At 40.4% G+C, this 15,468-nt stretch carries 14 protein-coding genes and 1 other RNA gene; 5 read left to right on the plus strand and 10 right to left on the minus strand.

The features are described from left to right. Window positions 1–59: 59 nt before the first annotated feature. From AC1XUO_RS12730 to AC1XUO_RS12740, 3 genes are all read left to right on the plus strand, one after another. Complete coding sequence (locus AC1XUO_RS12730) at window positions 60–2,306, plus strand: monovalent cation:proton antiporter family protein (protein WP_483330197.1); 2,247 nt, start codon at window positions 60–62, stop codon at window positions 2,304–2,306. Window positions 2,307–2,411: 105 nt separating this feature from the next. Next, on the plus strand, window positions 2,412–2,627 hold the full coding sequence (locus AC1XUO_RS12735) for a hypothetical protein (protein ID WP_483330198.1): 216 nt from the start codon (window positions 2,412–2,414) through the stop codon (window positions 2,625–2,627). Window positions 2,628–2,644: 17 nt separating this feature from the next. Then, on the plus strand, window positions 2,645–2,995 hold the full coding sequence (locus AC1XUO_RS12740; protein WP_483330402.1) for a type II toxin-antitoxin system VapC family toxin: 351 nt from the start codon (window positions 2,645–2,647) through the stop codon (window positions 2,993–2,995). Here AC1XUO_RS12740 and AC1XUO_RS12745 read toward each other — a convergent pair. Beyond that, complete coding sequence (locus tag AC1XUO_RS12745) at window positions 2,976–3,896, minus strand: 1-aminocyclopropane-1-carboxylate deaminase/D-cysteine desulfhydrase (RefSeq protein WP_483330199.1); 921 nt, start codon at window positions 3,894–3,896, stop codon at window positions 2,976–2,978. The genes AC1XUO_RS12740 and AC1XUO_RS12745 overlap by 20 nt on opposite strands. Window positions 3,897–3,997: 101 nt before the next feature. On the opposite strand from AC1XUO_RS12745, the gene AC1XUO_RS12750 reads away from it, so the two are divergent. Both AC1XUO_RS12750 and AC1XUO_RS12755 read left to right on the plus strand, forming a co-directional pair. Beyond that, the gene (locus tag AC1XUO_RS12750) at window positions 3,998–5,032 is read left to right on the plus strand and encodes an RluA family pseudouridine synthase (RefSeq protein ID WP_483330200.1); all 1,035 of its coding nucleotides are present in this window, start codon (window positions 3,998–4,000) and stop codon (window positions 5,030–5,032) included. Between the two features lie 53 nt (window positions 5,033–5,085). Continuing rightward, window positions 5,086–5,529 (plus strand): GNAT family N-acetyltransferase, encoded by a 444-nt coding sequence (locus tag AC1XUO_RS12755; RefSeq protein ID WP_483330201.1) that lies wholly within the window; start codon window positions 5,086–5,088, stop codon window positions 5,527–5,529. Between the two features lie 40 nt (window positions 5,530–5,569). Here the strand turns inward: AC1XUO_RS12755 and trmD are convergent, their stop codons facing one another. The 9 genes from trmD to AC1XUO_RS12800 form a co-directional block, all read right to left on the minus strand. Next, window positions 5,570–6,244 (minus strand): tRNA (guanosine(37)-N1)-methyltransferase TrmD, encoded by a 675-nt coding sequence (trmD, locus tag AC1XUO_RS12760; protein WP_483330403.1) that lies wholly within the window; start codon window positions 6,242–6,244, stop codon window positions 5,570–5,572. After that, window positions 6,234–6,797 (minus strand): ribosome maturation factor RimM, encoded by a 564-nt coding sequence (gene rimM / locus AC1XUO_RS12765; protein ID WP_483330202.1) that lies wholly within the window; start codon window positions 6,795–6,797, stop codon window positions 6,234–6,236. Before rimM ends, trmD begins: the two co-directional genes overlap by 11 nt. A gap of 92 nt (window positions 6,798–6,889) precedes the next feature. After that, on the minus strand, window positions 6,890–7,459 hold the full coding sequence (locus AC1XUO_RS12770; protein ID WP_483330203.1) for a 30S ribosomal protein S16: 570 nt from the start codon (window positions 7,457–7,459) through the stop codon (window positions 6,890–6,892). Between the two features lie 140 nt (window positions 7,460–7,599). After that, entirely contained in the window at window positions 7,600–9,123 is a 1,524-nt protein-coding gene (locus tag AC1XUO_RS12775; protein WP_483330204.1) for an OmpA family protein, read from the minus strand. Between the two features lie 55 nt (window positions 9,124–9,178). After that, window positions 9,179–9,575, minus strand: an RNA gene (gene rnpB, locus AC1XUO_RS12780) — RNase P RNA component class A. Window positions 9,576–9,674: 99 nt separating this feature from the next. Then, on the minus strand, window positions 9,675–11,021 hold the full coding sequence (locus AC1XUO_RS12785; protein ID WP_483330205.1) for a DUF4403 family protein: 1,347 nt from the start codon (window positions 11,019–11,021) through the stop codon (window positions 9,675–9,677). A 94-nt stretch (window positions 11,022–11,115) separates the two neighbouring features. Further along, the gene (locus tag AC1XUO_RS12790) at window positions 11,116–12,102 is read right to left on the minus strand and encodes a Smr/MutS family protein (RefSeq protein ID WP_483330206.1); all 987 of its coding nucleotides are present in this window, start codon (window positions 12,100–12,102) and stop codon (window positions 11,116–11,118) included. Between the two features lie 99 nt (window positions 12,103–12,201). Further along, window positions 12,202–13,128 (minus strand): DUF2279 domain-containing protein, encoded by a 927-nt coding sequence (locus AC1XUO_RS12795; RefSeq protein WP_483330207.1) that lies wholly within the window; start codon window positions 13,126–13,128, stop codon window positions 12,202–12,204. Window positions 13,129–13,283: 155 nt separating this feature from the next. Further along, entirely contained in the window at window positions 13,284–15,368 is a 2,085-nt protein-coding gene (locus tag AC1XUO_RS12800; RefSeq protein WP_483330208.1) for a VWA domain-containing protein, read from the minus strand. Between the last annotated feature and the right edge of the window lie 100 nt (window positions 15,369–15,468).

The raw sequence follows: 15,468 nt of genomic DNA on the forward strand, positions 1-15,468 counted from the left end.
TCAAAGGCTTTTTGTATTTTATTGGTATTCTTATATTTCTGTTAAAATACCAATGCCCAATGACCCACGTTCCACAGCTGATTGTAGATCTTTCCTTAATCCTGACAATGGCTGGTGTTATCACCATTATTTTCAAAAAATTAAAACAACCAATTGTTCTCGGCTATATCCTTGCCGGCTTGCTGGTCGGTCCTAATTTCAAAATTTTCCCTACCATAACCGATATTAAAACGATCGAAATCTGGGCGGAAATTGGTGTAATCTTTCTTCTTTTCAATCTGGGATTAGAGTTTAGTTTTAAAAAACTGGTAAAGGTAGGCAGTACCGCCGCTATTACCGGCTTATTAGAAGTATCACTAATGCTGGGAACCGGCTTTATAACAGGGCAACTTCTTGGCTGGGACAAAATTGACAGTTTATTTTTGGGTGGTATCATTGCCATCTCCTCCACCACCATCATTTTCCGTGCCTTCGAAGAGCTGGGCTTAAAAACACAGAAGTTTACAAGTGTCGTTTTTGGAATCCTCGTAATCGAAGACTTAACTGCCGTTTTGTTGATGGTTCTTTTGTCAACGCTTTCAATAAGCCAGCAATTTGCCGGGATCGAAATGCTTGAATCGATCGCAAAACTATTTTTCTTTCTGATTTTATGGTTTTTGGGAGGTATCTTCATTTTCCCTACCCTGCTTCGTCGTTTCAGAAACCTGATGAACGACGAAAGCGTATTGATCACTTCGATCGCACTTTGTTTCGGAATGGTTTTTCTGGTTACGCAAGCTGGTTTCTCGGCTGCCTTGGGCGCGTTTATCATGGGCTCAATTCTGGCAGAAACGACACATGCAGAAAAAATTGAACACTTATTAAAACCTGTCAAGGATCTTTTTGGGGCGATTTTCTTCATCTCAGTTGGGATGCTGATAAACCCGGAATTATTGATTGAATACGCTGTCCCGACTGCAATTTTAGTTTTTGTCGTCATTTTGGGAAAAACCACATACGTCACAATTGGGGCAGTAATTTCAGGACAGCCTTTAAAAAAATCGATTCAGGCGGGGATGAGTTTGTCCCAGATCGGTGAATTTTCATTCATTATTGCAAATCTTGGATTATCATTAAAGGTCACCAGTGAGTTTTTGTATCCAATCGCAGTTGGAGTTTCTGTGATCACCACATTCACGACACCTTACATGATGAAAGCGTCTGAGCCATTTTACGAATGGCTTGACAAACATATCCCTGAAAAATGGAGAAATAAACTAAACCGGTACAGCAGCAGTACACAGACCATTGCAAAAAATACGCATTGGAAAACTATTCTCCAATCTTATGCGCAGACCGTGGTTCTGAATTCAGTAGTGATTGTTGGCATTATTCTGATTTCTTCAAGACAGATTTCACCTTTAATTTATGAACGCATTCCCGAAAACGATTTCTCAAGGTGTTCAATATTCGCAATTACATTTTTATTTATCTCTCCTTTCGTGTGGGCGCTCATTTTCAAACGATCAAATACAAAGGCATATTCTGCACTTTGGCTGAGCCGAAAATTCAGCCGGGGCCCGCTGCTGCTATTAGAATTATCAAGAGTCTTAGTCGGAATTATTCTGATGGCCGTATTACTTGATTCCTTCTTCGCCACACCAACAGCGCTCATGGTCGCGGGTGGAATAATGATTATGGCTGTCGCGCTCTTCTACCAGCGTCTGCAATTGTTTTACAGCCGTATTGAAGATCGTTTTTTACAAAATCTTAACGCAAGACAACTGGAAGGAAGCGGAAAATCAAAAAAAATACTGTTACCCTGGGATGCTCATTTTGCATTTCTGGAAGTAAGTCCTGATTCATCGCTCATTGGAAAAAGTTTGCAGGAGCTGGGAATCCGGGAAAGTTTTGGTATCAACGTTGTCCTTATAGAAAGAGGTACGAAAACAATCCAGCTCCCCCGGCCGACGGAAGTTCTATATCCTTACGACAGGATTGAGGTTATCGGTACGGATGATCAATTGGACAGTTTTCGCGGGCATGTTGAAATTAGCAGAAATGGCCAATCTTATCTCCCTCAGGAAGACAAAATCACGTTGCAGCGCATTGAGGTAAAAAGTGAATTCAATATCATTGGAAAATCAATCCGAAACAGCCAGATACGGGAATCTACACATGGGATGGTCGTTGGTTTGGAGAGAAACGGAGAACGGATCCTTAATCCGGATTCTTCCATGGTCATTGAAAAAGAAGACGTGTTATGGGTAGCCGGAGAAAAGGATTTAATTGAGGAATATATTCAGAAGAAGGATAGTATTTGGTAGTGTCTGAATTCTAGCATTCTCAACCGCTCATTGTCAGGATAAATTTGGCATGACCGTAAAATAATAGTAACTTGAACTAGTCCATTTAAATTAACTAATTAGGAAATGGAAACCGTACTCATCCAAGTAACAAATAGCAAGGCATACAAACTTCTGGAAGATCTGGAAGACTTGCACCTTATTAAACTTTTGGAAAGTGGCAATCATTCTAAGCAAAAACTTTCTGAAAAATATCTTGGCAAGTTGTCTTCCAATGTTGCTGATCAAATGCAAATTCATGTAAAACAAAGCAGAGAAGAACGGGGAAATCGGGATATATAATTGATACGAACAGCATAATCGATTTTCTTAATAATAACTTCCCCGATTCAGGCAGTCAGTTTCTTTCGAAAGTTGTTGATGATGTGCCAATTGTATCTGTAATTTCGAAAATGGAAGTTCTCGGGTATAACACCCCCGAAAAATCGTATCAAATCCTTCTAGACTTTATAGACGATTCCTTTATTATTGGATTGACGGAAGAAGTGATTGACATGACTATTAACCTTCGAAAAATCAATAAAATAAAACTACCGGACGCTATCATTGCCGCAACTGCACTTGTTTATGACTACATCTTGATTTCTAGAAATATCTCAGATTTTAAGAATGTGAATGGGTTGGAGGTACTTAATCCTCATGCGTTGTAAATTTCAATTCTGGCAACAATCCCTGCAAACCACCCGTGTGAATGGCCACTACACAGCTCCCCTTTTCAAAAAATCCTTGCGCTATTAAATCATACAAACCAAAGAACATCTTCCCGGTATAAACCTGGTCCAGCTGAATCGAATGTTCGATTTTAAATCTCCTGATAAAATCAAGAAGTTCTGGTGTATGACGCGCGTAACCTTTAAAATGATATTCCGTAAAGAGTTGCAGATGGCCTGTTTTATTATTACTTCCAAGTAAATCCAGGATATCGTTTTTTAAAAATGAGCCACCTTTTAATGCAGAAAAAGCCAGCACATCTGAGCCCGACGAAAGAATCCCGGCAGCAGTACCACCAGTTCCGGCAGCAACAGCATAATAATCTGGTTTCTGATTTAGCTGGTTTTCTACTTCAATAGTCATCTCTCTTACTCCTCGTAATGCCCATTCAGAAGTCCCGCCTTCCGGAATAATAAATGAGTTTTCAAATTGCCTGGAAAGTTGATTTATATACTCCACCGAATTCCGCAGCTTATACTCCTCGCGCGAAACATAATGCAGCCGCATACCTTGCTGCTCGCAAAACCTGAGTGTTGGCGATTTTCTTTCCCCAGGATCTTCACCTCTTATAATACCGATTGTATTAAAACCCAGATAAGCACCTGCTGCCGCTGTGGCGTAAATATGATTAGAAAAAGCACCACCAAAAGTTAAAAGTGTTTCAGAACCTCTCTCCCGTGCTTCTTGCAGATTGTATTTTAACTTTCTCCATTTATTCCCCGAAACGAATGAATGAATCAGATCGTCGCGTTTTACAAACAAGCGAATCCCTGCCTTTTCAGTAATTTGATCTGATATCTGCTGAATAGGTGTCGGTAAACAAGGAACCAGTAAGTCCACGAAATTTGGTAGTTTTGTAACAAAATAACTTATGATGTAACGATAAACGCCGGCAAGTTTTACTGGCTTTATCTGACATTATCCATATTACACCATTCCAGATGTCATTAGAAATAATTGATAACAGTGCCGACGAAGAAGACGATTTATTTGAACATTACCGTATCGTAGCCGACAAAGGTCAGACCTTGATGCGTTTGGATAAATTTTTAAATATTCACGTTCCAAATGCTTCGCGCACAAAAATACAAAATGGTATCGAAGCAGAGGCGGTAAAAGTAAATGGGCTTGCAGTTAAATCAAGTTACAAAGTCAAACCACTTGATGTTATCACGCTACTGCTTCCGGAACCTCCGCGTGATACTGAAATCATTCCTGAAAATATTCCGCTTGATATTATTTATGAAGATGATGTTTTGCTTTTGGTTAACAAGCCGACCGGAATGGTTGTACATCCTGCTTTTGGGAACTGGACAGGTACATTGATCAATGCATTAGTTTACCATTTTCAGAACCTACCGACTGGTAGAAATGGAGAAGGTCGGCCAGGCCTTGTCCATCGAATTGACAAGGATACTTCCGGGCTGCTTGTGATTGCCAAAACAGAATTTGCCATGACCTTTCTCGCCAGGCAATTTTCGGATCATACGATTGAAAGAACTTATAATGCATTGATATGGGGCGAGCCTAAGGAAGCGAAGGCCACTATTACAGGTCACATTGGCCGCAGCGCGCGTGACAGACGTGTGATGGATATATATGAAGACGGGTCACAAGGAAAACATGCGATCACACATTACGAAGTGATCAAACCGATGCGGTATGTTTCTCTGATCAAATGCAATCTGGAAACCGGTCGGACCCATCAGATTCGTGCACACATGAAACATATAGGGCATCCGATATTTAATGATACGGTTTACGGTGGTGACAAAGTTTTAAGAGGGGGAACAACAGGCAGTTTTAAGGTTTTTGTCGAAAATAATTTTAAATTACTTCCCGGACAGGCACTGCACGCCAAATCGCTGGGATTTATTCATCCGACCACAAAACAATGGATGCAGTTTGACACCAAACTTCCGGAAAATTTTCAGGCGATCGTAGATAAATGGGAAAATTTTGTGAAGTATCAATAGCCATGTCCAGTAGATATCAGTTACTAAAATGTTTTAATTAGAAAATCTTGCTCATGAATATTACTACCCGCCAAGGTACACTTGAAGATATCCCAGCCGTTTTTGAATTAGTAAAGGAACTAGCCATTTTCGAAAGAGCACTTGATCAGGTTAGTAATAATGTTGACAAGATGTCAAGGGATTTTAAAGAAAATCTTTTTGAATTTTTCGTCGCGGAGGTTGACGGCAAAATTATTGGATTGTCGCTATATTATTTCCGTTACTCTACCTGGAAGGGTAAGAGGTTGTACATGGAAGATATCATCGTAACCGAAGATATGCGTGGTAATGGTATTGGAAAAGTTTTATTTGACGCTACAGTGACCGCAGCTAAAAAAACCGGATCGACAGGAATGATGTGGCAGGTTCTGGACTGGAATACTTCTGCGGTGGGTTTCTACCGTAAGTACGGCACCAACTTCGACGACGAGTGGATAAACTGCAACCTGGATTTTTGATATTTCCCAGGTTGATTATCAGATACATTTGAAGCCGGATTTACTTTAATAAATCCGGTCTTCTTTCTTTTGTACGTTTGATTGATTGTTCATATCGCCATTCTTCCACTTTGGCTTCATGTCCTGATAATAATATTTCAGGAACAACATTTCCTTCAAAGTCGAAGGGACGTGAATAAACCGGCGGAGCCAGTAAATTATCCTGGAAGGAATCTGTCAAGGCAGAAGTTTCATCATTGAGCACACCTGGCAACAACCGGATAATGGAATCTGCAAGAACTGCTGCTGCCAATTCGCCTCCTGATAACACGTAATCTCCGATGCTGATCTCTTTTGTGATAAACAAATCACGAACCCGCTGGTCCACACCTTTATAATGTCCGCAGAGCATGATCAAATTTCCTTTCAGAGAAAGTTGATTGACCATTTTCTGTTCCATAAGTTCTCCATCCGGCGTAAGATAAATAATTTCATCGTAGGTTCTTTCTGATTGCAAAGCGCGGATACAACCGGCAATCGGCTCAATCTGAAGCACCATTCCGGCACCTCCGCCAAAAGCATAATCATCAATGGATCGATGTTTATTTACCGAGTAATCGCGCAAGTCATGAACCACAACTTCCACAAATTTCCCTTCCTGAGCACGTTTCAGAATGGAGTGTGCAAAAAAGCTATCTAAAAGATTCGGAACGCAGGAAATAATATCAATCCGCATCATCAGGCGTGTTACTGTTAGAAGAATCGTCAAGGTATACTTCAAGTAAACCTTCCGGCAGATTTACCAGCAATCTGTTGTTCTCCTTATCTGCTTTTAAAACAATATCCTCTGCTGTTGGAATCAAAACCTCAACGCCCTTGTAATCCATGGCGATCAGGTCCTGGCCGTTCAAAGAGTAAACTTCACGAACAATACCAAGTTCACCCATATTTTCATCTACGACGGTATAACCTTTGATCTCGTGGTAATAAAATTCCTCTTCGTCCAGTTCAGCAAGAGAATCAAGTGGCAAATAAAGCGAAGTACCAACCAAAGCCTGAGCTTTCTCAATGGTATCAACCTCTTCAAATCTCACAATGGCTTTGCTCTGTTTCTGCAAATTGAAGTTTTCAACAAAATATGGGACCAAATCTCCCTTCATTTCGAAATAAACAGAATCCATATCTTCATATTCTTCCGGGTAATCTACATCCAGAAAAATTACAACATCTCCGGTGGTACCGTGTGTACGAACGATATAGCCTAATAAAAAACAGCTGTCTTTTGTCAAAGTCTTATTAATTAAATTATGCCGGTCCTTAAACAAATATGAGTCTGCACGGTTAAACCGGCAGACCCACAAAGAAAGTATGTTATACTAAATTATTCAGCAGCTGGTGCTTCATTAGTATCTTCTGCCGATACTTCATCAGCAGCAGTTTCGTCAGCCGGAGCTTCTTCAGTTGTTTCTTCAGCAACAACTTCTTCCACTACAGGAGCATTTTTCTTAGCAATTGCTTCAGCACGTGACTCATTTACTTTACGTTCTGCATCCAATTTAGCTTGTTTCGCGCTATCTAATTTTTGAGATAATGAATCTGCAGCAGAAACATTACGATCAGTTTTAGATGATTTCCATTCTTCAAAACGTGCATCAGCAACATCCTGGCCGATTGCACCTTTGATAACACCAACTTGTAAGTGCTTGCGAAGCATAACACCTTCGTGGTGCAGGATTGAACGGGCTGTATCCGTTGGCTGAGCACCTTTAAGCAACCAGTCAACAGCTTTTGCTGTATCTAAAACTACGGAAGAAGGATTAGTACCTGGGTTGTAGCTACCAATCTTTTCGATGAAGCGACCATCACGTGGTGCTCTGGCATCTGCGATTACGATATCATAAATCGCTTTTTGTTTGCGTCCACGACGCGCTAATCTAATTTTAACTGCCATTATTGAATTTGTTATGAAAGGGAACTCGTCCCTGAATTAAACAGGGTGCAAACTTACGGAAAATTATCGGTTCCATAACTATATATCATAAAAAAAGGGAAGTGATGATTCACTTCCCTTTTTTTGAGTATCAAATCCTCTTATCTCTGGAAACCAGCTGGATATGATGAGCGAATTGTGTTGTTAGGCAAAATCTTGATTTCAACACGACGGTTTGATTGAAGACCTTCAACAGTTGTATTTTCAGCAACCGGACGATATTCACCGAAGTATTCAATTAGGATTCTGCTTGTATCTTTCAGACCCTGACGAACCAGGAAGCGTTTTGCTGCATCCACACGACGACGGGCAAGTGCCATGTTATAAGAATCAGAAGCACGCGCATCAGTATGTCCTACAAGGACAATACGGCAGTTTGTACGAAGATTTAACAACTCAATAACTTTGCTAAGTGTTTCTTTCGAACCGTCGCGGATAATCGCTTTGTCAGTATCAAATTCAATGTTACTGAATAAGGCTTCGCATTCGTCTTTTGGCAAATTATTTTTGATCGCGTCTCTGATAATTTTATCAAGATCCATCGCAACACCGCCACCTGAAACTACACTTCCGGCAGGCGTATTTGGTTCTTTATCGAACAAGTCAGCAACACCGTCACCATCTGTATCTGTGTAAAGACGTGGATCAACTGGTTTTGGCATATTAGCTTTTGCAACTGAATCAGCATCGTCCATTGTTGGGTTGTAAGGAACCGGAATCAATGACTGTGGATTAGCCCAACGTAAGTGGTAACGTCCGCTTCCTGCATCGTAAACTCCTTTTTTAGCTCTTACCGCATTTTTACCAAGTTTGTAAGTCAAAGCAACTTGTAAAACACCCCATCTGTCATTTTTAGAATCTCCTTTTGCGAAAGTCCAAAGATTAGATTGTGTTTGGTAGTCAGTCATGTCACCTACTGTCAAATCAAGTTTTTCAGTATTAACATACGTGTAAGTATAGTCAAGACCTAAATCGAAGCGCGGAGATAATTCATAATGAACCGCCAAACCTACCGGCATAACCCATTCACGAGTATAAGTAGAACCGTTACGATCCCATTCACCAGCAGTTTTAGAACTACCCGCCGTGTTAGAAGATACCTCAAAAACTTCTCCTGTACCTGTGTTTGTAGCAGTAAGGTCAGTATGGTAATACATAATACCAGCTCCCAAATGTGCGTCAACTTTCCATCTGCGTAATTTTTTGTAACCAAAAAGCAAACGGTTAAGATTCATTGTTCCGTCGATAGAAACCTGAATAAAAGATGGGCTGTTGAAGTAAGCATCGTAAGTGTTTGTAATACTTGGATCTCTTGGGTTTGTAATATTAATGCCCTTTTTAGATCCTTGAAGCCAACCATTATATCCAGTTAACTGCACACCGAAGATCGGAGATAATTGTTTGTTGATAGAAAGTCCCCATGATCCGGTCAAATCTTCATGATCGCCTCTTTTGAAATCGTATTCTTTCAAATCACCAAAGAATTTTGTGATGCCACCATACCCGGTGATTGACCATGTATTCATTTTGTTGGGTCCATCATACGTTCGGTTTTTTTGAGCCAAAGCATCCAGGCTCATGAGTGACAAACAAACTAAAGCAATGTAAAGATTCTTTTTCTTCATGGGAAACACTAGTTATGTGATTCAATTATTCATTAATTATTTACTTAAAAACAGAAAAAGGAAGAAGCCTGTAAGCCGGATTCTGTATCCTGATTTTCATCAGAATTCCTATCATTTATCCAGGATTCCAATCACTCAGAACCTCTAACGATCTACCCGTGTTAACGTTTCCGAAGAAACGGAGACGAGAAGCCTCACAAATTAACACCTATTTGATCTTTCAGCCCGTAAGGTTTACCCTGCCTTCAAAGTCACCCTTGAAGCGGTGGGCTCTTACTCCACCTTTTCACCCTTACCTGACATAAAAAATGTGCCAGGCGGTATATTCTCTGTGGCACTTGCTGTCAGTTGGCCGTTTCCAGCCCGCTGCCTTCCCGTTAGGAAGTACGGCACTCTACGCTGTCCGGACTTTCCTCCCCGGCATTCACCGCGGCGATAGGACGGCTTATTCCTTTCACTGACCACAAAGCTAAGAAATACTTTCCTTTGATCAGCAGTCATTTTACCATAAAAAGTAAAAAATATGGCTTTTGTTTGCATGAGTGACAAAATTATTGGTCAAAACCACGCAATCCTTCTACACGCAAATTAACATTCCCCTGGGCAAAAACGACGGAATAAATGTGTTTTGGGGTCAAATAAACCTTATCAGGCGTGATCTCCAAAAGTGTTCCTTTAATTTGTACGCCATCGGTAACTTTATAATTGGAGAGTATCTGTTGGACACTTTTTTTGGCTTCATTCATCTGTGTACCGACCGGAAATACCATTTCTGTCTCCATCATCTTACTGAATTTCCCCTGCAGCAACCATCCAGCCGTCTTGACAATTGTATTTTTTGTATCCAAATCATAATCCAGATCTTTGAGGGATAATTGCTGTGTGGCAGGGTCATAATACGGTTTTCCTTTCAAATATATACTTCCACTCACACTGCCTTTAAGGCCTGCTTTGATAACAAGGCGCTCATTTTGACCATACATTTCTATGGATGTGACTTCAACGTTGTACTGCCCTCCCAAAAATGAATATTTCTGACCTGATAATTTCGCTGTGGCCAGTCTTGCAGCATCTTCATAAGATATAAGGCTTATCAAACCAATCCGAAAATCCGAAGTAACTTTATCCGTGATAGTCAGATCCGGCAGCTTTGGAGCGGGTTTCACGGCCGGTTTTATTGCCGAAGTAATGGTTTGCGTAAATCCTTTGATACCGATCGCAGATCGCAAGACATTGTTGGTCACCAGTAAGGGCGTCATAACAATGGCTGTGGGTGTGACAACCAACCACGTATCATATTCTTTCGACAATAGAATCGGTTGCCTTGCCAGGTTCCATGCAGCTTCAACATATTTTTTTATCTCAATTCCTCCGGCTACCTGCTGGTCGATGGCTTGTGTTATTTTTTCAAAATTATTGTTCAATAACCTGCTAACCATGCTTTTAATCGGAATTCTGACTCCGGCAACCTTCACATTTGGTTCACTGATCCAGTCATAACTATCGACATACGTTTCGGTATGAAGTTTCCAGTTAGGTAATACTCCAATTTTCGAGATCAACCTGATTTTTATAGAAAATTCCGTATCCTTATAACCCGACAAATTAATTCCGAGCGGACTTACGTTATAACCTGCATTAACCCAGATTTTAAGCGGTACTTCAAATAAAAACGTTGAATCTTTTGCGACAACCCGTATCGGATTTATCTTCCAGACCTTTGCTTTTAAATTATCGCCCCCATTATCTTCAAAACTGTTGTCTTCATAGATTAGTCCTTTCAACTGTGCGTTAATTTGCGTTTCCAGCTCAGAAACAGGCATTTCGATCGGCAGATTTAGTACCGATAAATGTTTTTCATTTTGAATTTCCGCGTCTGAATACAAATATTCTTCCATAGGCTTTTTGGGCGAAGTGGTTTTTGAACGACAGCTCCACTGGGCCAATCCAATGGCAGCAAACAGCAGAACCCATGTGAGTTGCTTAAAGCAATTATTTAATTTTAACCAGGGTAGCACCGTATCCGAATTTTTCCTTTTGAGCATCTTTAAAATACTGAACATGCTGATTTTTGCTCAGTCTGCGGTGCAGTTCATCACGTAAAACGCCACTTCCTGCACCATGTATAAATGTAATTTCTTCCATTCCGTTACCTATTGCCTGTTCAAGACTGGTTTCAAAAACAGTCAGCTGTTTTTTCAAAATTTCGTCTTTTGATATTCTGGAAAAATCTTCAACAAGTTTTTCAATATGCAGATCTACAACACCTTCCGGTTTTGGAAGTTCAATTTTCGGCGTTGTCGTGCCGCCCATCAGACTGGTACGTAACTGCTCCTGAATGTTTGTTTTATCAATAACAACTTCCTCTTTTTTAACATTCTCCTCATCCAACTGAAATACAAATGCATCTTTTCCCAATACCGGAGCCGGCCCCTTACTTTTGTAAAAAGATTGCGCTCTGCATTTTATTTTTTTCTGAAAAGGTAATACTGCTTCGTAATTCCCTTCACGATAATGCAAAATATTGAAAGCAAATACCGGCCAAGACTCAAAATCTTTCATTTGAAGTTCCGTCAATTTTTGAGAAGTTCGTGGCTGTAACAGTCCGGCAGCAAGACCAGTATGCGCATTTTCGTATTGCGTAGTAGCCGTAAAAGGCAAAATCCAATCCGAATTATTAATAATATACAAAATCACTGCCTTGTCATTAATGGAAACAAAAGCGATATAAATTCCCTTTTCAGCAAATGCAGCTTGTCTTGGCGCAATTCGCTCGCGTTGCGGCGCAATACTTTGTCCTGCAGGCGTTCTGTTTAATCTCTGTGATTCCACCGGCGAAATCGTTACTAACTCACTGCGCAATACAGGGATACGAAAACCATCCTCAATTTCAACTTCTATAACATTACCAGGTAAAAAGGCATAAATAATTCCTTCCTCACGGCCATGAACCAATCTTACTTTATCTCCAATATTCATAATCTTACATTTAAAATAATCCACAGTATGCCTAAATCAGGCCCTGTTGATCGCTAAGTTACTTTATTCTTTGCATGATTTTTCGCACATTATTTCTTGTCAAAAATATAACGGCTTAAAATCAATGCCTTTTTTACTAATCTGTAAAGCCGGAGCCGGAATTTTCAGTGAGTTTGCTAAAAAGGCGATAGTTCTTACAAACTTGCTGCGTGTTTTAATTTTTGTCAGATCAATATCCATCGACAAATAATATTGCCTGTACGGCCGAAAACCCATTTCGATACTCTTCGATTTTTCAGAAGCTACCATGTCCTGGATACCATATCCGATTGAGAAACATAACCAGGCCGGCCAGCTGCTTCCTTTAAAAAAAGACTTTGGACTGGCTGAATACCAATAAGTTTGGCCATTGTAATCTTTCAACCATCGCTCAGAAGGTTTGCTGCCCAACAGATTTGGGCGCTCTTTTGCAAGTGAAGTAAAGTGAAAAGAAAATTTCGGCTGAATTCTTACTTCGTCCCAAAGTGCAATTTGTCCAAGATAAATCGCTGAACCTGTCAGGTTTGCAAACATATCCCCGGGTGAAAAACCATATTCAGGAGAAAAACCATCAAGGATCTCAATGGGTGTCTGGAAAATAACTCCGGAAATGGCTCCGTAAATCATCATCTGTTTTTTTGAAATTCCTGTTTTTTTATAAATTTCAGCTGTGTGGCGCGCAATCTGGTAAGATGTGTAAACGTGCCCCATTTTGTCCATTTGCAGCCACTCATAGGTGTCATCCTTTACACGGAAGTTCGTGAGCGGGTTTTTATACCATGATTTGCTTAGTCCGTAAATCGTCCCTAAGTACAATGTTGACTGCGCCGCGAAAATTCCCCGAAGCAACTTGTAGTTGGGTCTGACTTCTCTGATAGAATCTTCCTGTACAAAAGCAGTTGTGTCTTGCTGACCGTTTGCAGATATCCGGCAAAAAGCCAGGATCAGTAAAAGAAAAAGGACTTTTATTTTATAAAAATATTTCATTAAAAACGACCGTCAATATATCAGAGCAAGTATGATGTTTGATATTTTCGGTTTTACTATTGATGTATTATTTGCGCAAATTTTGACAAATAATTACAGACTATCCTCAGTTGTGCTTAAAATAATTGGTACTCAATCAAAATCTTGTCCTTACTTTAATACCCTCCGTGATATCGTCTCAATCCCCACTCAGCCGTGAGCAATAATAAAATCAGGAAAAACAGCCATTTTAGATGAATCAGCTCAACCATTTCTTCGCTGCTGTCTAACTGATCAGGAGCCCGGTCCGTTTTTAATTTTTCGATAAGCTGCGCCAATGTGGCAGGCTGAACGAAAGTACCACCGGATTTTTGCGACAATTCTCTCAACATACCAAAATCAGCTGTCGTGTTTGCCAATTCAAGGTCTACTTTCCTGACCACAAACTGCCCGTTTATCTTTTCCTGAATGCCTTTGACAAGCGTTATTGCCTGGAAACGATACACACCTTCCAGTAATCCGGTGATATTGTAGCGAGGATTTTCGGCTGTATGAGTGTAAGAATATTGTTTTGTCTTTCCCTGTTCGTCTGTGATATCCAGTTTCACCTCCTGCCCATAAACCGGCTCGTAGATATCATTGTAAATTTCTGTTTGAAAAATCACCTCCTCGCCTTCCTCAAACTCAGGTCGAACTGGATAAATTCTGAATTTACGCTTATCGTCACGAACGGAAAGAATCTGAATTATTTTCTGAAAAAGATTATCGACCAGCTCATGTTTTCCAGTCAGCGCGAATTCTTCCTGTCTCCATTGCCAGATTCCCTCACCCGTCAAAACTGCCGTTTTTTGATCAGTTGTCGTGTTTAAAACCAACAGCGGTTTACTGGTATTTAATGTCCCAACTTTTTGGAATAAGATTGTTTCAGTCCCAGGGGAAATGGTATACTCACCAAAAGGAACCGAAAGCGGCGGAAGCCGTTCGAGCAATTTCAGACTTTCTTCGTTGAAATTAATTTGTTGAAATAAAGGGTTATACCGCGCCGCAACTTTGTCAAATTGCCCCTGATTAACATTGATAGTCAGTGAACGATTTAAGGTATTTAACAATGAAACTGCCGACTGATTACCCAAAATGTACAAAACAGGCTTTTTGGTATCTATTATTTTTCGGACCATCGGATTACCCAAACCAAGCATATTCGGGATCTGATGCAGAATAACCAGATCGTAAGGCTTATTTCCAATTACATCTGCATTTGGGTTTGGTGAAGCTGTGAGAATGTTGACGTCCAATTCATAATTATCATTGCTTTCAATCAGGCTTCTTAATGCCTTAACATCCGGATGTGGCGTCAGCGCTAGCAAAAGAATTTTTTGCCGCCCGTCGATAATATCAATATAAACATCTCTTTTATTGTTCCGGTCAGATGCTTCGCCCTGGACAGTTCCTAATTCAATCGTATAATGCTGAATACCTTTTACTTTCGAAGATGCGGTAAAATCAATTGATTTAAAAAAAGAAGCGCGATCAATCTCAACTTTTTGCGTTGCAATAATTCTTCCGCCCTGTTTTAGCGAAATGGTAGTCGTTTTTCCTGCTAATCCGTTAGCAGAAATATCAGCGCGAATCGGAAAATCGTTGCCCAGATATGCCACGCGATTATTGACAACATCCTTAATACGGATATCCAGAACAGGAACAGTATCACCAACAGCAACTGAATTTATTTTAAAAGGAAACTGGCCGTAAGTCGGCGCGGCACCCTGATTGACGATACCGTCCGAAAGCAAAATGACATCTGTCAGATTTCTTCCTTCAAAATTACTTTTAACGGTTTGAAGCAAACCTGACAAATCGGTTTTACGTTGATCGAAACGGATGGAGTCAATCGTTATATTTTCGGCCGTTTTATCAAAAGTCTGAACGCTGACTTCATATCCGGCTGCATTTAATTCCTGAGCGGCCTGGGTGATTTGTTTCAAAACCGGCTGCCCCACTCCTTTCACAGACTCCGAATTGTCAATGGCAAAAACAATCTTTGCCTTGTCCACAATACTTTCAGTCTTGCGAACCAAAGGACTGAGCAGTAAAAAACAGATAAAAGCTACAACGATTCCACGTAGAGCGGCCAGGGCATAATTCAGTTTCTTACTCCATGAAGCTTCCGGTTGGTATAAAAGAAATGCATAAGCACCGCCCGCCAGAAGACAAAAAATGATAAACCAATATGGAGTTTGAAATATAAGCTCTGAACGCATAATGATGAGTAAGCAGTTTTGCCGAAAACAGTATCACAGAAATATAGCAAACAGTTTTGCAGAAAGCACAATTATTATCAATATTTAGTTGAATTCTGCC

This window comes from Dyadobacter sp. HNCC25DJ186 (assembly GCF_056895235.1).